Source organism: Comamonas humi (assembly GCF_054782535.1).
This window is the reverse complement of the sequence record NZ_BAAGSH010000024.1, coordinates 22100-41097: the sequence shown is the minus strand read 5'-3', so window position 1 is coordinate 41097 and position 18998 is coordinate 22100. Positions and strand designations below refer to the sequence as shown.

Sequence of the window (18998 nt, the reverse complement as noted above, 5' to 3'; positions counted from 1 at the left end):
CCTCACAGGCCGATCCGGCTTCAAGCCTCGGCCACCATCGTTGCGGGAGCACGGCGTGAGCCTGGTCGAGCTGATGGTGGGCATCGCCATCGGCCTGCTGGTCGTGGCCGTGGCCGGAGGTGCGCTGATGGCCTCGCGCAGCGTCTCGGGCACCGTCAGCGACGCCAGCCAATTGCAGCAGGATGCCGCCTATGCCTTCCGCGTCATCGGCCAGCAATTGCGCCAGGCTGGCTCGCTGTACCTGAACCCCTCTGCCCAAGGCACCGACCCCCTTCTCAACGGCGGCAAAAGCATCGACGTGGCCGAACCCGTGGCTTTCGAGGTCAGCGTCCAGGCGAAAGCAGGCTCCGGCAAGCCTTTCAACCCCAAGACCCATACGATCAGCGGCAGCGACGATTCACTGACCCTGGGCTATCGCCGGTACAAGGAGCCCGTTTTCACGGCCGATGCCCCGCAGTCCCAGGCGCGCAATTGCCTGGGCGGTCCAGGTACAGCCAACACCGACCTGCGAGTGGAAAGCATCTTCCGATTCAACGGCACCAGCCTGAGCTGCGGCGGCAACGACACGGCGAACAGGCTCCAGCCCATCATCCAGAACGTGGCCAATTTCCGCGTGCGCTATCTGCGGCAGACCGCGCCCCACAGCAGCCCGCAGCTGCAGTACGTTGACGCGGCCAGCATCGGCAGCAACTGGACACAGGTGTTCGGCATCGAGGTCTGCCTGGAACTCTACGGCAACGAACCTATCGACATGCCGCGAGGCAGCACCTATACCAATTGCGACGGCACGGCGGTCGACCTGGCCGCGCTGACGGCCCCCCGCACCCGGCGCATGCACCTGGTGTTCCGCAACGTCTACCAGTTGCGCAGCCAAGGGCTGATTGGCTGAACGCGCAGCTCTGCCATGCAACACCGCTACACCCTTTCCGCCAGGCGTCAGCGCGGCATATCGCTGTTCGTCGTGATCGTCTTCGTCATGCTGTCGATGCTGCTGGCACTGTGGGCATCGCGCACCTCGCTGCTGAACGAAATGGTGGTGGGCAACGACACCGACTACCAACGCGCCTTCGAGGCCGCCCAGGCGCTGCTGCAGGATGCCGAGCTGGACATCCGGGGCGAACGCGCCGATGGCAAGGCATGCATCCCCAGCACCACGAACGGCAACCTCTGCCGCCGCACCACCACGGACAAGATACCGCTCGAAACCCAGGAAGTGGGCCTCCTGCTGGCCGAGCTGGACACCCAGGCCACCAAGTGCCGCAATGCGCTCTGCCTCAAGCGCATCGGCAAGCAGGACTTCTGGAACGGCAAGAGCACGGAGGCAGGCGCCATCACCCTGGCACAGATGCAGGTCGCGGCGGCCACCGATGGCGTGGGTGCGCGCTATGGGCAGTTCACCGGTGCCGGCCAGGGAACCACCGACAAGCCTGCCAACCCCATCCTGCAATGGAATTACGACACCCCCGCCAACCAGGGCGGCTGGTACTGGATCGAGGTCATGCCCTACGACGCGGGCGCGGGCAACTCCGGGCTGATTCCCGGCAACAAGGACTATCTGGCGCTGCGGATGGAGCCGAATGTGGTGTACCGCATCACCGCCATCGCCTATGGCCGCAGGCTGCGGTCACCGGTCACGGGAGAGCAAGGCGACCAGCCGCTGACCCAGGTGGTGCTGCAGCAGACCTACGCCCGGCAAAAGCTGATGGACTAATAAAAACCATAGCTATCAGCGCTTTCTGCACAAGCGCCAAGCCCCATTTTTATCTGCGACTTCCACATCTACCGACTGACACCAGGAGCCGACCATGGAGCCCTGCACGCACTACAAGAAAACCCTGCTGGCCTCGCTGATGGCGGCGGCGCTGGCTCCGCACAGCGCCTGGGCGCAGCTGGACCTGGCCCAATCGCCACCAGGCACGATGGAACCCTATGTGGCGCCCAATGTCATCATCTCGGTCGACGACTCAGGGAGCATGGACTACTGCCTAAACAAGGAAGCCGACGTCAACTGCGATGGCAGGAAGGATGCCGACAACAACACCAGCCCGAACCCGGATGGCAGTTGGCCCGTCACCAGCCGGCGCATCAACGTCCTGAAATACGCGCTAAAGCAGGTGTTCAACGACACCACGCTGCTGCCCGATGGCAAGATCCGCCTGGCCTGGCAGGCCATGTGGAACAACGGCGGAGCGCCGGGCGTGGGACTGCGCCAACTCCAGGGCTATGACCGATTGGGGAGAGAGGTCTATAGCCCCGCAGGCGCCACCAGCGTGGACAGCGCCACCAAGGGCGTGAACTCCATGGCCCCTTTGCGCGGCAGCGCTACCGAGGCCAATAGCCAGCGCAAGAATTTCCTCGATTTTGCCAACAGCCTGAGTGCCCTTGGCAGCACGCCATCGCACCGGATGTTCAGCCAGGCCGACGCCTACGTGCGGCGCGACCTGGGCCGGAACAGTCCCTGGTCCACCAATCCCGGCGGCACCGATGCCAAGAGTACGGAATACCTGGGCTGCCGCCGCAACTACCACATCGTGATGACGGATGGGCGCTGGAACAGCGCCCCCAACGGCGGCGAACGGGATGGCGTGGCCTCTCAAACGCTGCCGGACGGCACCAAGTACGGGTCTGCCGAGTCGACCAGCAATTTCACCCACCTGTACCGCGACAGCTTTTCCGACACGCTGGCGGACTGGGCCTTCCGAAGCTGGTCAACCAATCTGCAGCCCCCGCTGTACGACCCGAACAATCCCGCCAAGCAGGTATCGCTGACCAGCGAGTACCGCAAGGCCGCACCCACCGAAACCATCGGTGGCGTGGCTCTGCCCAAATACTGGAACCCCAAGTATGACCCGGCCACCTGGCCACATATGGTCACCTTCACCATCGGCTTCAGCCAGTTGGCGTACACGTGGAAGACCGACTACCGTGACAGCCGCTACAACATCGATCGCCCGAGCAGCAAGGTGCCCTTTAGCTATGACGGCGGCTTCCCCGATTTGGTGGCCGGCCGCAAACTCTGGCCCGACATGAGCGATCCCATCCTGAACGGCTGGGGTCAATGGGTGGGTGGCGCAGGTGAAGATATCCGTGCCCTGGACCTGTGGCATGCCGCCCTCAATGGCCGTGGCGGCTTCTATGCGGTGGAACAAGGCGCGGACCTAGAAAAGGCCTTCCGCCAGATCATCCGGCAGATCAACACCGAGTCCGAACCCGACCGAGGCTCCACAGCCACCAGCGGCAGCAGCACCTTGCGCAACGACGTGGGCATGTATACCGCCAGCTACGACCCGAAAACCGCATGGAAAGGCTGGGTCACCGCCGAAACCATCCAGAACAGCGGCGCCACGGTGGCATCCTGGGTTGGTAAAAGCACGGCCGACCTGCTGGACGATCCTGGCTACAGCGTTGCGAACCGGCTGATCCTGAGCTGGAACGACAAGACTTCGCAAGGCGTGCCCTTCCGGTGGGCCAGCGACGAAAGCAATCTCAGCACCGCGCAGAAGGCCTATCTGGCGCTCAAGTCCGACGGGAGCAGCGACACCCACGGCCAGGACCGGCTCAACTACATCCGCGGCGACCGTAGCCTGGAGGGCAGGGATCCGGCCGGCTACAACGCTACCAGCCCTTTCCGCGAACGCAAGTCACGCCAGGGCGACATCGTCAACTCCAACGTGTGGTATGTCGGCTACCCCGGCAGCAACTATCCGGACCGCATCTACGCACAGTTCACCCGCGCGCAGCGCGCCCGGCAGCCCATGGTGTACGTGGGCGGCAACGATGGCATGCTGCATGGCTTCTCGACCGCCGACGGCCAGGAGAAGCTGGCCTATATCCCCCGCGGCGTGCTGCCGGGCATCGGCCGGCTGGCCGATCCGGACTACAACGACAAGCACCGCTATTTCGTCGATGGCTCGCCCATGACGGGCGACGTGGATGTGGGCAACGACCCGCTCACACCCGACCTCAATCCTGACTGGCGTACCGTGCTGGTCGGGACGCTGGGCGCGGGTGGCAAGGGCTATTTCGTGCTGGACGTGACCAACCCAGGCTCCACGCTGGCCAATGGCACCGCCAGCAACTTCAGCGAAGCCAACGCCAGCACGCTCGTGCGCATGGACAAGACGCTGCATGCCAGCGAAGCCATCCCGTCCTGCAACAGCACCGACCTGAGCCTTGCACAAAAAACCGCATGCCAGGACAGCGAAGATCTGGGCCACATCTTCGCCCGCCCCGTGCTGGACGAAGCCAACCCGATGAAGACCTCGCAGATCACCCGCCTGAACAACAACCGCTGGGCCGTGGTCATGGGCAATGGCTACAACAGCAAGAACCAGCGGCCGGTGCTGCTGGTCCAGTACCTGGACGGCAACCAGGAACTGCTGCGGATTCCCGCCACCGAGGACGCCACGGGCTCGGGCAATGCGCAGAACAACGGCCTGTCGGCCCCGCGCCTGGTGGACCTCAACAGCGACGGCCGCCCCGACGTGGTGTATGCCGGCGACCTCCGGGGCAACATATGGAAGTTCATGATCGCCAGCGAGGACGCCAGCCAGTGGCGCGTCGCTTTTGGTGGAGTGCCGCTGTATACCGCAGTCGGTGGCACTTCGGGCTCACCGAATTCGCGCACGCTGCGCCAGTCCATCGTGGCTGCCCCCACCGTGCGCGCCAATGACCGCACCAAGGTGGAAGGCAGCGGCACCCAGGCCACCGCCGTTCCGGTGGGCGGCATGATGGTGGCCTTCGGCACCGGGCGCAACGTCACGCGGACAGACCCCGAAAACACCGATGTGCAAAGCCTCTATGCAGTGCTTGACAACACACGCTACCGGACCGTGGGAACGGGAGAGCACCAGCGCCTGGAGGTGCACCCGGGCGAGACCTGCTCCAGCGGCAATGCCGGCTGCATTCCCGTACCCGCGCCTGCCACCGTGGGCCGTGGTGTCGACAGCCTGGCCAGGCAATCGGTGGGCGGCACCAGCGTCGCTGGCAGCGGCACCAGCGCCAACCGCAATTTCTGGACCGTGGAGGCCACGGTGGCCGTGGACTGGACGACGCACAAGGGCTGGTTCATGGACCTGCCGCAGACCAGCGAGCGCCTGCTCAAGCCGATGGAGCTGTATGGCAAGAGCAATATCCTCATGGTGTATTCGCAAGTCCCCGCCAAGGGATCAAACATCAGCCTCGATGAGGAAAGCTGCAACACTGCCACCATCGACGACGAGCGCCAATACCTGACCATGCTCAACATCATGGACGGCAAGCGCCCCTCCGTTCAGCTCATGAACCTGAACGGAGACACGAACCGCGACGGGAACCCTATCTTCGACCCCCGCGATGACCGGGAGGTATCGCGGATGGAAGTCGGCAAAGGGTCGCACAACCTGATCGGCGGGGATCTTCCCAGTGGCGGCGGCTGCCTCAACACATTGATCGGCGCCCAGGACCGGCGCGACGATCTGGCATGCATGCCGGAAAAGTCCATGCGTCCGAGCTGGCGCCAGCTGCGCTGAACCATAGGCATAAAGATCACATCCACCATGAAACACCGGTATCGCGGCTTCACGCTGATCGAGCTGATGATCGTCGTCGCCATCGTCGGCATCCTCACCGCCATCGCCCTGCCCAGCTACAACGAATACATCCGCCGTGGCCACCGCGCAGATGCCCGAGCCGGGCTGCTGCTGGCCCAGCAGTGGTTGGAACGGGCCGCCACGGCGACCGGCACCTATCCCACCACTTTGCCTGACGCCTTGACCTGGTCGGAGGACACCAGCAAGCGCTACCGGATCGGTTTTGCCAGCGGCAACACCAGTGCCGCCTACACGCTGGTGGCCACCCGCAAATCCCCCGGCGCCCAGGCCAGCGACCGCTGCGGCGACTTCACGCTGACGAACACCGGCGCCCAGAACGTCACGGGCCATGCCGCGGGCACCGCGGCCGCCGACTGCTGGAACCGGTAGCCGAAGCGGTTTCCAGGTAGCCGGCACCGCGAATCGCCGGCCACCACCGCACCCACCGGCCAGCAATGGGCCGGCATGGCGCCTGAGCCGGGCTCAGCAATCCCACACTCCATCTACAAGGTAGCAGCCAACGGAGCAGCTGGTTGGCGCGCGCCCTTGGCTGCCGCTCATCGCACCGGTGCGGCCGCTCGTCACTATCGGGATTTCACAATCAGTTACCACTATCTACCATCGCGCCCATGCGCTTTGAGCCCCTTTTTCGCCGCCGCACTGCCGGTTTCACCGCCATCGAGCTGATGGTGGTGGTCGCCATCGTGGCGATCCTGGCGGCGCTGGCCGGGCCCAGTTTCAAGCCCTTGATGGAGCGCTGGCGCGTACGCCAGGTGACGGAGGAGCTCCAGGCCATGCTGTACTACGCCCGCTCCGAAGCCATCAAGCGCGGCGGCAACATCACCATCGCCAAGGCGTCGGGCGGCTGGTCCGGTGGCTGGCAGGTCAGCAGCGGCGGCACCACGCTGCAACAGGCTGCGGCCCCGAACCAGGTGGACATCCAGTTGGCCGATGGCAGCGACAGCGAGCTCAGCGGCGCCATCAGTGTCGACCGCTGGGGCCAGCTGACCGGCACGGGTGACAGCGGCACCGCCAGCACCCTGGTGTTCAGGCTGATGCCCAAAGGCACCGATACCAGCAACGCCGGGGCCGCGGCCCTGTGCGTCCGTCCGGGAGGCCGCATCCAGCGCCTATCCCAGGGGAGCAGCACATGCTGAGGCACGCCAGAACGCCCATACACCCAGCGGAAGACCTCATGAGGCACATTGATTTCCCCACACGGCACCGCCGGCAACGCGGCGTCACCCTGCTCGAATCCCTGGTTGCCATCGTCGTCACGGCGCTGGGCATCCTCGGCATCCTGGGCGTGCAGATGCGCACCTTGACGGACACCCAGACTGCCGTGCGCCGCGCACAGGCCGTGCGACTGATCGAAGACCTGAGCGAGCGCATGAAGGTCAATCCCAATGCGCTGCTGGGCATCGCGGACTATGTGTCCGGCTACGACCAGAAGGGCAGCGCGTTGAGCGCGGGCACCAACTGCGCCGGCACCGCATGCACCCCGGCGCAGCAGGCGGCCTACGACCTGAAGCAGTGGAAGACCACCGTGCAGCAGACCCTGCCGCTGGGGCAGGCGAGCATCTTTTACGCACCGGGCGAAACCGTGGCCGCCAACCGCCGCCAGCTCGGCGTGATGATCGCCTGGCGCGAAAACGAGCGCGAAGGCACCAAGACCGACAGCCTCGACGCCAGCAAGGTCCTCAAGGCCGATGGCAGCTTCGGCGCCGGCACCGACGACGACAACGCCTGCCCTGCCGGGTTCACCTGCCACCTGCAGTACCTGCCGGTGTCCGCACGCTGCGCGCCCTACGGTGCCAGCGGCAGCGGCATCGTGTATTGCTCCTGACCATCGCCCATGGAACCGATCCCCACGCCCTCGGACACTCGCCTTCCCACGCGTGCGCTCCGGCACCGGCCCGGCCAGCGCGGCCTGACACTGATCGAGCTGCTGGTCGGCATCGCCATCGGCCTGCTGGTGGTGGCGGTGGCCACGGGCGCGCTGATGGTCTCGCGCACCGTCTCCGGCTCCGTCAGCGATGCCAGCGGCCTGCAGCAGCAAGGGGCCTATGCCTTGCGGGTGATAGGCCAGCAGCTGCGCCAGGCCGGCTCGCTGTACCTGAATCCCGCCCCGGCCGGCGGCTCCAGCACCGATGTGCTGGGCGCCGTGGTGTTCGAGATCAAGGCGAACGCCCATGGCGGGGGCAACGGCTTCGAGCAGAAGGATGCCCTCGCGGGCGGCAACACCACCGTGACCACCGGTTTCCGGCGCTACCGGGACGAGGTGTTCGTGGCCAGCAATGCCACGGATGCCGCCATCGGCACCGACTACCTGGCGCGCAACTGCCTCGGCGGCCCGGCCAACGACAGGACCGACGAGCGGGTCGAGAGCATCTTCAACTTCGCCAATGGCGCCCTGCGATGCTGGGGCAACGGGGTTGCCGACCCGGGAGAGGCCATTGCCCTCAACGTCGCGCAGTTCCAGGTCATCTACCTGGTGCAGACCGTGGCCGGAGGCACCGGCACCACGGTGGAGTACCGCAAGGGCAGCGACATGCCCGCCGACACCGGCAACCTGGCCTGGCGCCGCGTGCAGGGCATCCAGGTCTGCCTGGTGCTGCATGGCACCGAGCCGATCGAGCTACCCGAGGGCAGCAGCTATGTCGACTGCAATGGCAACAGCGTGGACATGACCACCTTGACCGACGCCACGCGCAAGAACCGCGCACACCTGCTGCTGCGCAACACCTACCAGCTGCGCAGCCAGGGCCTGCTCTGACCCCATGCCCCCGACCGCCATGCCCCACCGCCCGCGCCCCATCGCCACTTGCCGCCGCGTGACCACTGCCGCGCGCCAGCGCGGCATCGCCCTGTTCGTCGTCATCGTCTTCGTCATGCTCTCGATGCTGCTGGCGCTGTGGGCCTCGCGCACCTCGCTGTTCAACGAGATGGTCGTCGGCAACGACGCGGACTACCAGCGCGCCTTCGAAGCTGCCCAGGCATTGATACAGGATGCGGAGCTCGACATCCGCGGCGAGAAGGCCGACGGCAGCCCATGCGGCGCCCCGCCCTGCCGCGCATACAGCAGCGGCACACAGCAGTTTCCGGCCGACACCAAGGAGATCAATCCGCTGATCATCACGCTGGAGGCCGAGGCCACCCGCTGCAAGGATGGTCTGTGCGCACGGCGCGCGGGGCGGCAGGACTTCTGGAACTACGCCACGGCATCGACCACCGTCAAGCCCGCGGCCAGGGCGGAGCTGGGCGAAGTGCCGCTGTCCGACCTCATGGCCGTGGGCGCGCGCTACGGCCAGTACACCGGCGCCGCCAGCAGCACCGCCGCCGGCCCGCTCAACCCCATCCTGGCCGAGCGCTCGGATGGACAGGGCGGCTGGTACTGGGTCGAGGTCCTACGCTACAGCGACAAGGCCAAGAGCGCCAACCTGATCGTGGACGCCAGCACCAGCCAGCTGCCGCTGAACCTCGACGTCTACGTCGTCTTCCGCATCACGGCGCTGGCCATGGGGCGCAAGCCCGGCAACACCGTCGTGCTGCAGGAAACCTATGCCCGGCAACGGATGAAGGATTGAACTCCAGCGCTCAAATGCTATTAAAACAATAGCTTTCAGCGCTTGATACATAAGCGATTCAGCCTTTTTTTATTTATTTCTTAGATTCCATGCCCCAAGGAGCACCCATGCCCCGCACCAAGCACCAGCCCCTCCAGAAGCACCTGCTGGCCACCGCCATCGGCGCCGCGCTGGCCCCGGCCTCGGGCTGGGCGCTGGAACTGGTGCAGGAGCCGCCGCTGCCCACGTCCAAATCGGCTTTCGTGGCCCCGAACGTGATCATCTCGGTCGACGACTCGGGCAGCATGAACTTTGGGGTGAAGACCAGCGATGACGGCTCCAGCCGCACCGGCAAGGGGTACACCGTACCCGACGACAGCGGCAAATGGAACAGCAATGCCAAGCGCATCAACGTCCTCAAATATGCGCTGACCACGGTCTTCAACGACAAGGAGCTGATCCCCGACAACAAAATCCGGATTGCCTGGCAGGTGATGCACAACAACGGCAAGTCCAGCAACGCCGGCAACGTCAACAGCTCCAGCATGAGAACCAACTCCATGCGGCCCATCGACGCAACCGTCAGCACGGGCGTGGCGCACCGGGACAATTTCCTGAGCTTCGTCGACAGCCTGACGCCCAAGGACGGCACGCCAACCCACCTGATGTTCAGCCAGGCGGATGCGTACATGCGGCGCACGCTGAGCAAGAACAGCCCCTGGTCCACCGACCCGGGCGGAAATGGCAGCAAGAGCACCGAATACCTGGGCTGCCGCCGCAACTACCACATCATGATGACCGACGGCCGCTGGAACGGCGATGTCTCCGGCGGTAACCAGGATGGCCAGAACTGGAGCGCGGCGGGCGACCGCCAGGCCTACAACACCAACTCCGACCAGACCAGGCTCTACTACGACAACACCTCCGACACGCTCTCGGATTGGGCCTTCAAAAGCTGGATGTCCCCCTTGCAGGACGCGACCAAGCTCAAGGACTCGGACAACCTCAAGCCAGCCAAGACCTATGCAGATGCGCCGGCAACCGAGTCGTTCGAGAAAGCCGGCACCGTTTATGTCAATGGAAAATGCCTGAGAAAAGACTGGTGGGGCAATTGCCTGGAGTACGAGCAGGTGCCCAAGACCGAAACCAGGTCGGTCGTCCTGCAGAAATACTGGAACCCCAAGTACAACCCCGCGACCTGGCCACACATGGTCACCTACACCATCGGCTTCAGCGACGAAGCGGTGACCTGGCCAGGGGCCAGCAGCATCATTGCGCCCTCGGCCAAGGTGCCGTTCGGCTACGACAACAGCTTCATCGACCTGGTGACCGGCTGGCAGACCTGGCCGGTCATGGACAACGAGAACAAGCGCTCGTTGGACCTCTGGCATGCCGCCATCAACGGCCGTGGCCGCTACTATGCCGTCACTGAGGCCGAAGACCTGGCCAAGGCCTTCCGCGAGATCATCGGCAAGATCAATGACGAAAGCGCCCCCCTGCCCGACGAGATCGCCGGCGGCGGCAGCACCAGCGGCTACAACGTCTCGCAGAACAACGCCGGCATCTTCGCGTCGGTCTACAGCCCCAAGGACGGCTGGAGCGGCTACCTCACCGCGACGCGCGCCATCGAGCCCGAGGAGTACGCCTGCCCCAGCAAGGACGATCCGGAGAAGAAATGCATCCGCTTTCCCGACGTGGTGGCCGGTTGGGAAGGCAAGACCACGGCCGACCGGCTCGATGAACTGGCACCGGTGAACGGCCAGCCGGATGGCCGGCTGGTGCTGAGCTGGAGCGATGCCACCGGCGCCGGCATTCCTTTCAAATGGGCCACCGGGGCGGAAACGGCCTACAGCACGGGACAGAAGGAGGCACTGCTCGGCCTGGCCGCCGGCACCACTATCACGGCGGCGCTGAAGACCCAGGCACAGAACATCGTCAACTACATCCGCGGCGACCGCTCGCTGGAAGGCACCACGACCGACAAGCCGCTGCGCGTGCGCCAGAGCCGGCAGGGCGACGTGGTCAACTCCGAGATCTGGTACACCGGCGGGCCGATCAGCAACTATGCGATGGGCTATTCGAGCTTCGTGAAGGCGCAGAAGAACCGCGTATCCGTCCTGTACGCCGGCGGCAACGACGGCATGCTCCACGGTTTCTCGGCCAAGGACGGCAAGGAATTGATCGCCTACGTGCCGCGCGGCGTGGTGGGAGCGCTCAAGAACCTGACCGACCCCAACTACCAGCACCAGTACTACGTCGACGGCTCGCCGATGACGGGCGACATCAAGGACGGCAGCACCTGGAAGACCCTGCTCGTGGGCACGCTGGGCGCCGGCGGCAAGGGCTACTTCCTGCTGGACGTGACCAACCCCGCCGGCTTCGGCAGCGCCCAGGCCTCCGACCTGGTGCTGCTGGACCGCAGCCGCGGCACCGGCGAGGCCGCGCCCAACTGCAATGCCCTCAGCGGCGCGGCCAAGACCGCCTGCACCACGGCCGTGGACGAGGACAAGGACATCGGCAACATCACCGCCCACCCGGGGCGCAACCCCACCAACCTGCAGGAAGCCACGCAGATCACGCGCCTGAACAACGGCCGCTGGGCCGTGGTGATGGGCAACGGCTACAACAGCGCCAACCAGCGCCCGGTACTGCTGCTGCAGTACCTCGATGGCGACAGGGCGCTCAAGCGCGTGCAGGCCACCACCGATGCCACGGGCAGCGGCAACGCCAGTGACAACGGCCTGGCCTCGCCCGCGCTGGTGGACCTGGACGGCGACGGCAAGACCGATGTGGTCTATGCGGGCGACAACCTGGGCAACCTCTGGAAGTTCGACCTGACCAGCGCCACCGACAGCGACTGGGCCGTGGCCTTCGGCAACAACCGGCCCCTGTTCACCGCCCGCGGCCCCGCCACGCTGAACGCCACCACGCGCAACCAGGTGCAGCCGATCTCGGCCCCGTCCATCGCTCGCGCCAACGACCGCATGATGACCGTGGGCACCGGCGACGCGGCCAAGACCGTGCCCGTGGGCGGCATGATGGTTGCCTTCGGCACCGGCCGCAACCTGACATCGAACGACCGCCGCACCGACATCGCGCAGAACGTGCAGACGCTGTACTCGGTGCTGGACAACACGCGCTACCGCATGAAGGCCGACAAGAGTTCGCTGGAAGTCCATCCCGGCACGGGCGACTGTGCCTCCAAGCCAGCTACCTGCGTACCCACGCCGGCGCCCGTGGGCACCATCGCCAACAACGGATCGCCATTGGCCAAGCAGACCATCGCCACCGTGAACGGCGACTACGCCACGATCGCCGCCTCCCAGGAGCTGAAGCTGGAGACCTGGAACAGCTACAAGGGCTGGTACCTGGACTGGCCGTCCACCGGCGAGCGGCTGCTCAAGCCCATGCAGTTCTTCGACGGCAGCAACATCCTGGCGGTCTATTCCGAGGCACCCTCGGGCACCAAGAACAGCGAAAGCGACAACGTCAACGAAAGCTGCGTGCCGATCAAGGTGGACACCAGCGCGGGCAGCCAGTTCCGCACGCTGATCAACATCATGGACGGCAAGCGCCCCAGCATCCCGGTGGTGGACTACGACGGCAATGGCTCCTACAACGCCAGCGACCAGAACGTGGCCCGTGCGGCCGTGAAGACAGGCACGCCGATCCTGATCACGCAGCCCGACCGCATCGCGGACCTCACGGGCGGCGGCGGCCGCAACGACCTGCTGGCCCGCATGCCCGAGCAATCCACTCGCCCGAGCTGGCGCCAACTGAAGTAAAAGCATGCAGACCTTGCCCCCCTCTCCGCAGCGCGGCTTCACGCTGATCGAGCTGATGATCGTCGTCGCCATCGTCGGCATCCTCACCGCCATCGCCATGCCCAGCTACAGCGAGTACATCCGCCGCGGCCACCGCGCGGATGCCCGCGCCGGCCTGCTGCAGGCCCAGCTGTGGCTGGAGCGCGCCGCCACCGCCACCGGCGCCTACCCCACCTCGCTGCCCGACGCCCTGACCTGGGCGCAGGACGGCAGCAAGCGCTACTCCATCGGCTTTGCCGCGGGCAACACCAATGCGGCCTATACGCTGGTGGCCACCCGAAGGTCGCCCGGCGCCCAGGCCAGCGACGGCTGCGGCGATTTCACCCTCACCCACACCGGCGTGCGCGGCGCCGACAACCTGGCCACGGGCGCATCCGCCGCCGACTGCTGGGGCCGGTAGCGGCCACCACCGGTAGTACCATCGCGGCACTACCGACAACCGCTACCTCCCTCCCGCATGGACAACCTGATGGACCTCGCGCTGGCCACCGCCCGGCAGGCGCTCTTCATAACCTCGCCCAATCCCCGCGTGGGCTGCGTCATCGCCGCGCCCGGCGGGCAGGTGCTGGGCGTGGGCCACACGCAGCAGGCCGGTGGTCCGCATGCCGAGATCATGGCCATGCGCGACGCGGCCGCGCGCGGGCACGATGTGCGCGGCGCCACGGCCTATGTCACGCTGGAGCCCTGCTCGCACCAGGGCCGCACCGGACCGTGCTGCGATGCACTGGCCGCAGCCGGCGTGGCGCGGGTCGTGGCCTCGCTGGCCGACCCGAATCCGCTGGTCGCGGGCAACGGCTTTGCGCGGCTGCGGGCTGCAGGCATCGAGGTCGAGGTGGGTCCCGGCGCCGCCGAAGCGCGCGAGATCAACCTCGGCTTCTTCAGCCGCATGGTGCGCCGGCAGCCCTGGGTGCGGCTCAAGGCCGCCATGTCGCTCGACGGCGGCACGGCCTTGCCCGATGGCAGCAGCCAGTGGATCACCTCGGAGGCTGCGCGCGCCGACGGCCACCAGTGGCGCGCGCGCGCCTGCGCCATCCTGACCGGCGTGGGCACGGTGCTGGCCGACGACCCGGCGCTGGACGTGCGCTATGTGGACACGCCGCGCCAGCCGCGCCTGGTGGTGCTGGACAGCCAGTTGCGCACGCCGCCCACGGCCCAGCTGTTCGCCGCCAAGCGGCAAGTGCTGATCTACTGCGCCACGGCGCCCGCGCAGCAGCGCGCCGCGCTGGAAGCCGCCGGCGCCCAGGTGGTGGAGATGCCCGATGCGCAGGGCCGCGTCGACCTGCCCAGCCTGCTGCACGACCTGGCCGCGCGCGAGGTGAACGAGCTGCACGTGGAGGCCGGCGGCCAGCTCAATGGCGCCTTGCTGGCCGGTAATCTCGTCGACGAATGCCTGCTCTACCTCGCGCCCAAGCTGCTGGGACAGGCGCAGACGGCCTTCAACGGACTGAACCTGCCCCGCCTGTCGGATGCGGCGGCACTGGAGCTGCGGCATATCGACACCGTAGGGCCGGATATCCGCATCCAGGCCATGGTGCAGGGCCGCGACCGGTTTTAGTCCTGCCCTTAGCTGCCGTAGCCAAGGCAGGCGCCCGCATTGGGCAGGCCCCGGCATTCGCGCAGCAGGCGGCGTTCGCGCTCGGTGGTGGTCTCGGCGCTGCCCTGCGAGCGCGGCCGCTTCGCGCGATGGTGCGGCGACTTGGCTGCGGGGGCGGGCCGGTCGGCCTGCGCCGACGATGAGCGCCTGGCGGCCTGTGCCGTGCCGCCGGTGCCCAGGGCCACGGCCAGCAGCAGGCCGGCCAGGCAGAACGTGGTTTTCTTCATGCGATCTCCTCTCTCCATAGAAACGCAGTATGGCAAAAATCCGCCATGGCCCGCTTCCGTGTCAGCCATTGCCGATTTCTGCGCAGCACCCCCAGCAGATTGACAATAATCATCGAGCCCTTGCTTTCATCCATCCGCACCATGGCCCCAGCCTCGATCGTCCAGTGCCTCCTCTCCCGCCGGCGCAGCGCCGGCCTGCTGGCATTGCTGGGGGCGCTGCTGCTGGGCGGCTGCGCCAGCCGCCTGCCCACGCAGGTGGAGCGGCCCGTGTCCACGGCCGTGCAGCCGTCCGTACAGGGCACGCTGGGCCAGATCGTGGCCAGCCGCAAGCAGCGCGAGAGTCGCGCCGGCCCCGAGGCTTCGGGCTTTGCACTGCTGACCGGGCCGCAGTCGGCCTACGGCAGCCGGCTGGCACTGGTGGAGGCCGCGCAGCAGACGCTGGACCTGCAGTACTACGCCATCCATGCCGATGCGAGCACCGAGCGGCTGCTGCTGGGCATCGTCGATGCCGCGCGGCGCGGCGTGCGCGTGCGCGTACTGCTTGACGACTTCCACAGCACCGGCCGCAACGCGCAGGTGATGCGGCTGGCCTTCGTGCCCAATATCGAGATGCGCATGTTCAACCCGCTGGTCGGCAGCCGCGGGTCCACGCTGGGCCGCATCTGGGGCGCCGCCACCGATTTCCAGCGCGCCCAGCAGCGCATGCACAACAAGCTCTTCGTGGCCGACAACCTGGTGGCCGTGATGGGCGGGCGCAACCTGGGCGACGCCTATTTCGGCACGGCCGAAAGCTCCAACTTCCTCGATGCCGACCTGCTCGCGGCCGGCCCCATCGTGCAGGACCTGTCCAAGAGCTTCGACAGCTACTGGAACAACCCGCGCGCCTACCCCGTGCAGTCGCTGATCGCGCGCGAGGAGCTGGAGGCGCTGCGCCAGTCGTCCGCGGCGCGCGATGCGGGCCAGGGCGGCCCGCGCTCATCCTCCCGCCCCACCCTGCCCGACGGCGAGCCGCGCCCGGGCGGCCCGCAGCCGTCGGCCGAGCAGCGCCTGCGCGCCTGGGACATGCGGGCCGCCGACCTGCGCACCATGCCGCTGGTCTGGGCCCGCGCGGTGATGCTGGCCGACGAGCCCAGCAAGATCCCGACGGTGGATTCCGACGGGCTGACCGATCCGCTCAGCGCCAGCAAGGGCACTCTGGCCAGCGCGCAGCTGGCGGGCATCAACACACCGCGCGGCGCACCGCCGCCGGCGGCCGCCTCGGGCGCCGACTCGGTGGTCGAGGGCCTGATACACCTGATCGGTTACGCGAAGAAAGACCTGCTCATCGTCTCGCCCTACTTCGTGCCAGGCAGCGACATGATGGCCGCCTTCCGCGCCGCGCGGGAGCGCGGCGTGCGCATCCGCGTGCTCACCAACTCGCTGTCGTCCAACGACGCGCCCGTGGCCCACGTGGGCTATGCCCGCTACCGCGAGGCGCTGCTGAACAGCGGCGTGGAGCTGTACGAGCTGGTCAGCGACAGCAGCACGCTGCGCGCGGCGCTGGGCGTGGGCAGCACGGCGGCGGCCAGCTCGCGGCTGATGCTGCACTCCAAGCTGCTGGTGATGGACGGCCAGATCCTGGTGGTTGGCTCGATGAACCTCGACCAGCGCTCGCAGTTGCAGAACACCGAAATCGCGGTGCTGGTGCGCAGCCGCAGGCTCTCGGCGCAGACCGCCGCGCAGATCGAGAAAGGCCTGGCGCTGGGCGCCTGGCGCGTGGTGCTGGAAGACGGCGCGCTGCGCTGGAAGGCGCCGCCCGAAAGCGACGAGACCGACCAGAGCACCGAGCCCGACACCAGCCTGCCGCTGCGCCTGCTGCTCAGGCTGATCGGGCCGTTCGCGCCCGATGAGCTGCTCTAGAAAATAATAGCGGCTGGCGCTTGTTACAAGCCATTTTCATATATAAAACAGCTTGTAATCCAATCAAATCAAGCGCCAGACGCTCCTGTTTTTGATATATCGGCCAGCCAGGCGGTGATCGCGCGCTGGTCCGTCATCACCCGCACGTGCTGGTAGGCCGCCTCGGCCTCGGGGTAGGCTCGGCGCAGCAGGTTCAGCCACTGCTTGAGGCGCCCGGCGCGCTGGCGCGGCTCCAGGTCGGCGCAGACCAGGTCCCAGAAGCGCTGCAGCGCCGGCAGCAGGTCGGGCCAGGCCACGTCGCGAAAACCGTCCGGCAGCGGCTCGCCATTGCGCTCGGCCACCGCGGCGCGGATGCGCCAGGCCAGGCCCGGGTCGGCCACGATGCCGCGGCCCAGCATCAGGTCGGTGCAGCCCGATTCGGCCTGGCAGCGCAGCGCGTCCTCCACCGTCCAGATCTCGCCATTGGCGACCACGGGAATGCGCACCGCCTCGCGCACGCGGGCGATCTGGTCCCAGTACGCGGGCGGGCGGTAGCCGTCGAGCTTGGTGCGGCCGTGCACCACCAGTTCCTCGGCGCCGCTCTCGGCCATGGCCAGCGCGCAGTCCAGCATCAGCGCCCGGTCGTTGAAGCCCAGGCGCATCTTGGCGCTGACCGGCATGCCGACCGGCACCGCGCGGCGCACCGCCGCCACCACGGTGCGGATGGCCTCGGGCTCCTGCAGCAGCGCGGCGCCGCCGCCATGGCGGTTGACCACCTTGGCCGGGCAGCCGAAATTCAGGTCGATCCCCTCGGGCGCCAGCCGCGCCAGGTTGGCGGCGTTGTCGGCCATGCTCGCCGGGTCGGACCCCAGCAGCTGTGCACGCACCGGCGTGCCGGCCGCCGTGCGGCTGGCGTTGTGCAGCTCGGGCATGGTGCGCAGGTAGACCTTGTCGGGCAGCACGCTGCCCGTGATGCGGATGAACTCGGACACGCAGCGGTCCGCGCCGCCAATGGCGGTGAGCACATCGCGCAGCACGAAGTCGAGCAGCCCCTCCATCGGGGCAAGCAGCAGGCGCATGGCTTACAACCTGCTCACGGCCTTACGCGGCAGCGCCCAGCCGCCACAGCGAGGTGACCTCGGCCGCGCGCGCCGCGTGCAGCGCATCGCTCGCATCGGCTGCCTTGCCATGGCGCGGGCGGATGTCGTGCCGGCCCAGCACCGTGAGCCCGGCCGCGGCAATCCAGCCCAGCAGTGCTTCGCGGCTGCGCAGGCCCAGGTGCTCGGCCAGATCGGACAGCACCAGCCAGGCCTCGCCGCCCGGCAGCAGATGAGCGGCGGCGCCGGCCAGGAAGCCGCGCAGCATGGCGCTGTCCTCGTCGTACACCGCGCGCTCCACCGGCGCGCTGGCGCGGGCCGGCACCCAGGGCGGGTTGCACAGCAGCAGCGCCGCACGGCCTTCGGGAAAGAGATCGGCCGGCTGCAGCCGCACCTGCGCCGCCACGCCCAGGCGCCGCAGGTTCTCCTGCGCGCAGGCGAGCGCCCGTGCGTCCATGTCGGTGGCCACCACCTCGCGCACGCCGCGCCGGGCCAGCACGACCGCCAGCACGCCGGTGCCGGTGCCGATGTCGAAAGCCAGCGGCTGCTGGCGCAGCGCCGCGGGCATATGCTTGGAGAGCGCCTGCGCCACCAGGTCGACATACTCGCCGCGCACCGGCGAGAACACGCCGTAGTGGGGGTGGATGCGGGCATAGGCACCAGGCGGCTGCGCCAGCGCCGGGATCTCGACGCCGCGCCTGCGCCACTCATAGGCGCCGATCAGTGCCTGCAGCTCGCGCAGCGACACGACCTGGGCCTCGCCATCGGCCGGCCCCCAGGCCTGCGCACAGGCCTCGGCCACGTCGGGCGCGCGGCGCAGGTCCAGCCGGTAGCCACCATCCAGTTCCAGCAGCAGCATGGACAGCACGCGCGCGCGCTGCGCCTGCACCTGGCGGTGCTGGTGAAAGCGCTGCGCCATCGCGGGCGAGCCCCGCGTGGCAGATGCCTGCTCTTTCGCGCCAGCCGCCTTCTTCTTGGCCGATTGCTCCGCCGTGCGGTCCAGCCGGCGCGCCAGCGCCGTCAGCAGTTGGCGGGCATTGTGGTAGTCCCCGCGCCACAGCAGCGCCGTGCCCTCGCAGGCCAGGCGGTAGGCGGCATCGGCCGTCATGCGGTCGTCGGCCGGCACCACGCGCCGAGGCGCAGGGCTGCCGCGCTCGCTGCGCCAGCGGGCACTGCGCGAGGCCTCGGCCTCGGTCCAGGAGATGCGTGGCGCTTCGTCGGTCATGGTGAAAAAACTCCAAG

The 18998-nt window shown here is 67.5% G+C and carries 15 protein-coding genes; 12 read left to right on the top strand and 3 right to left on the bottom strand.

Going from position 1 to position 18998, the window contains the following annotated elements; translation table 11 throughout:
* Window positions 1-40: 40 nt before the first annotated feature.
* From ACYVKR_RS22985 to ribD, 11 genes are all read left to right on the top strand, one after another.
* A complete protein-coding gene (locus tag ACYVKR_RS22985) occupies window positions 41-889 on the top strand; it encodes a PilW family protein (RefSeq protein WP_460483309.1) in 849 nt (282 codons plus the stop codon).
* A gap of 15 nt (window positions 890-904) precedes the next feature.
* The gene (locus tag ACYVKR_RS22980; protein WP_460483308.1) at window positions 905-1711 is read left to right on the top strand and encodes a pilus assembly PilX family protein; all 807 of its coding nucleotides are present in this window, start codon (window positions 905-907) and stop codon (window positions 1709-1711) included.
* Between the two features lie 94 nt (window positions 1712-1805).
* Window positions 1806-5510 (top strand): pilus assembly protein, encoded by a 3705-nt coding sequence (locus ACYVKR_RS22975; protein ID WP_460483307.1) that lies wholly within the window; start codon window positions 1806-1808, stop codon window positions 5508-5510.
* A gap of 27 nt (window positions 5511-5537) precedes the next feature.
* Window positions 5538-5960 carry a type IV pilin protein gene (locus ACYVKR_RS22970; protein WP_460483306.1) on the top strand — a complete coding sequence of 141 codons (423 nt, stop codon included), beginning with the start codon at window positions 5538-5540 and terminating at the stop codon, window positions 5958-5960.
* A gap of 239 nt (window positions 5961-6199) precedes the next feature.
* Window positions 6200-6727, top strand: a complete 528-nt coding sequence (locus ACYVKR_RS22965) for a GspH/FimT family pseudopilin (RefSeq protein WP_460483305.1) — start codon at window positions 6200-6202, stop codon at window positions 6725-6727.
* 38 nt (window positions 6728-6765) lie between these two features.
* Window positions 6766-7416 carry a type IV pilus modification protein PilV gene (gene pilV / locus ACYVKR_RS22960; protein WP_460483304.1) on the top strand — a complete coding sequence of 217 codons (651 nt, stop codon included), beginning with the start codon at window positions 6766-6768 and terminating at the stop codon, window positions 7414-7416.
* A 9-nt stretch (window positions 7417-7425) separates the two neighbouring features.
* A complete protein-coding gene (locus tag ACYVKR_RS22955) occupies window positions 7426-8346 on the top strand; it encodes a PilW family protein (protein ID WP_460483303.1) in 921 nt (306 codons plus the stop codon).
* A gap of 19 nt (window positions 8347-8365) precedes the next feature.
* Window positions 8366-9157: a pilus assembly PilX family protein gene (locus tag ACYVKR_RS22950; RefSeq protein WP_460483575.1), complete on the top strand. Its 792-nt coding sequence runs from the start codon at window positions 8366-8368 to the stop codon at window positions 9155-9157.
* Window positions 9158-9264: 107 nt separating this feature from the next.
* Complete coding sequence (locus ACYVKR_RS22945) at window positions 9265-12921, top strand: pilus assembly protein (RefSeq protein ID WP_460483302.1); 3657 nt, start codon at window positions 9265-9267, stop codon at window positions 12919-12921.
* A gap of 4 nt (window positions 12922-12925) precedes the next feature.
* Window positions 12926-13360, top strand: coding sequence for a type IV pilin protein (locus ACYVKR_RS22940; protein WP_460483301.1), 435 nt, complete (start codon window positions 12926-12928; stop codon window positions 13358-13360).
* Between the two features lie 69 nt (window positions 13361-13429).
* Window positions 13430-14515 (top strand): bifunctional diaminohydroxyphosphoribosylaminopyrimidine deaminase/5-amino-6-(5-phosphoribosylamino)uracil reductase RibD, encoded by a 1086-nt coding sequence (gene ribD, locus ACYVKR_RS22935; RefSeq protein WP_460483300.1) that lies wholly within the window; start codon window positions 13430-13432, stop codon window positions 14513-14515.
* An 8-nt stretch (window positions 14516-14523) separates the two neighbouring features.
* On the opposite strand, the gene ACYVKR_RS22930 is transcribed toward ribD, so the two are convergent.
* The gene (locus ACYVKR_RS22930; protein ID WP_460483299.1) at window positions 14524-14781 is read right to left on the bottom strand and encodes a hypothetical protein; all 258 of its coding nucleotides are present in this window, start codon (window positions 14779-14781) and stop codon (window positions 14524-14526) included.
* A gap of 141 nt (window positions 14782-14922) precedes the next feature.
* On the opposite strand from ACYVKR_RS22930, the gene ACYVKR_RS22925 reads away from it, so the two are divergent.
* Window positions 14923-16680: a phospholipase D family protein gene (locus tag ACYVKR_RS22925; RefSeq protein ID WP_460483298.1), complete on the top strand. Its 1758-nt coding sequence runs from the start codon at window positions 14923-14925 to the stop codon at window positions 16678-16680.
* Between the two features lie 68 nt (window positions 16681-16748).
* On the opposite strand, the gene ACYVKR_RS22920 is transcribed toward ACYVKR_RS22925, so the two are convergent.
* Together ACYVKR_RS22920 and ACYVKR_RS22915 are read right to left on the bottom strand one after the other, a co-directional pair.
* Window positions 16749-17738: a tRNA dihydrouridine synthase gene (locus ACYVKR_RS22920; protein WP_460483297.1), complete on the bottom strand. Its 990-nt coding sequence runs from the start codon at window positions 17736-17738 to the stop codon at window positions 16749-16751.
* Window positions 17739-17760: 22 nt separating this feature from the next.
* Window positions 17761-18981, bottom strand: a complete 1221-nt coding sequence (locus ACYVKR_RS22915) for a class I SAM-dependent methyltransferase (RefSeq protein ID WP_460483296.1) — start codon at window positions 18979-18981, stop codon at window positions 17761-17763.
* Window positions 18982-18998 lie beyond the last annotated feature (17 nt).

What these genes read in the sequence shown, in the direction of transcription:
- ACYVKR_RS22980 (WP_460483308.1), top strand. Translation starts at nt 905, where the DNA reads ATGCAACACCGCTACACCCTTTCCGCCAGGCGTCAGCGCGGCATATCG.
- ACYVKR_RS22975 (WP_460483307.1), top strand. Translation starts at nt 1,806, where the DNA reads ATGGAGCCCTGCACGCACTACAAGAAAACCCTGCTGGCCTCGCTGATG.
- ACYVKR_RS22970 (WP_460483306.1), top strand. Translation starts at nt 5,538, where the DNA reads ATGAAACACCGGTATCGCGGCTTCACGCTGATCGAGCTGATGATCGTC.
- ACYVKR_RS22965 (WP_460483305.1), top strand. Translation starts at nt 6,200, where the DNA reads ATGCGCTTTGAGCCCCTTTTTCGCCGCCGCACTGCCGGTTTCACCGCC.
- pilV (WP_460483304.1), top strand. Translation starts at nt 6,766, where the DNA reads ATGAGGCACATTGATTTCCCCACACGGCACCGCCGGCAACGCGGCGTC.
- ACYVKR_RS22955 (WP_460483303.1), top strand. Translation starts at nt 7,426, where the DNA reads ATGGAACCGATCCCCACGCCCTCGGACACTCGCCTTCCCACGCGTGCG.
- ACYVKR_RS22950 (WP_460483575.1), top strand. Translation starts at nt 8,366, where the DNA reads ATGCCCCACCGCCCGCGCCCCATCGCCACTTGCCGCCGCGTGACCACT.
- ACYVKR_RS22945 (WP_460483302.1), top strand. Translation starts at nt 9,265, where the DNA reads ATGCCCCGCACCAAGCACCAGCCCCTCCAGAAGCACCTGCTGGCCACC.
- ACYVKR_RS22940 (WP_460483301.1), top strand. Translation starts at nt 12,926, where the DNA reads ATGCAGACCTTGCCCCCCTCTCCGCAGCGCGGCTTCACGCTGATCGAG.
- ribD (WP_460483300.1), top strand. Translation starts at nt 13,430, where the DNA reads ATGGACCTCGCGCTGGCCACCGCCCGGCAGGCGCTCTTCATAACCTCG.
- ACYVKR_RS22930 (WP_460483299.1), bottom strand. Translation starts at nt 14,781, where the DNA reads ATGAAGAAAACCACGTTCTGCCTGGCCGGCCTGCTGCTGGCCGTGGCC.
- ACYVKR_RS22925 (WP_460483298.1), top strand. Translation starts at nt 14,923, where the DNA reads ATGGCCCCAGCCTCGATCGTCCAGTGCCTCCTCTCCCGCCGGCGCAGC.
- ACYVKR_RS22920 (WP_460483297.1), bottom strand. Translation starts at nt 17,738, where the DNA reads ATGCGCCTGCTGCTTGCCCCGATGGAGGGGCTGCTCGACTTCGTGCTG.
- ACYVKR_RS22915 (WP_460483296.1), bottom strand. Translation starts at nt 18,981, where the DNA reads ATGACCGACGAAGCGCCACGCATCTCCTGGACCGAGGCCGAGGCCTCG.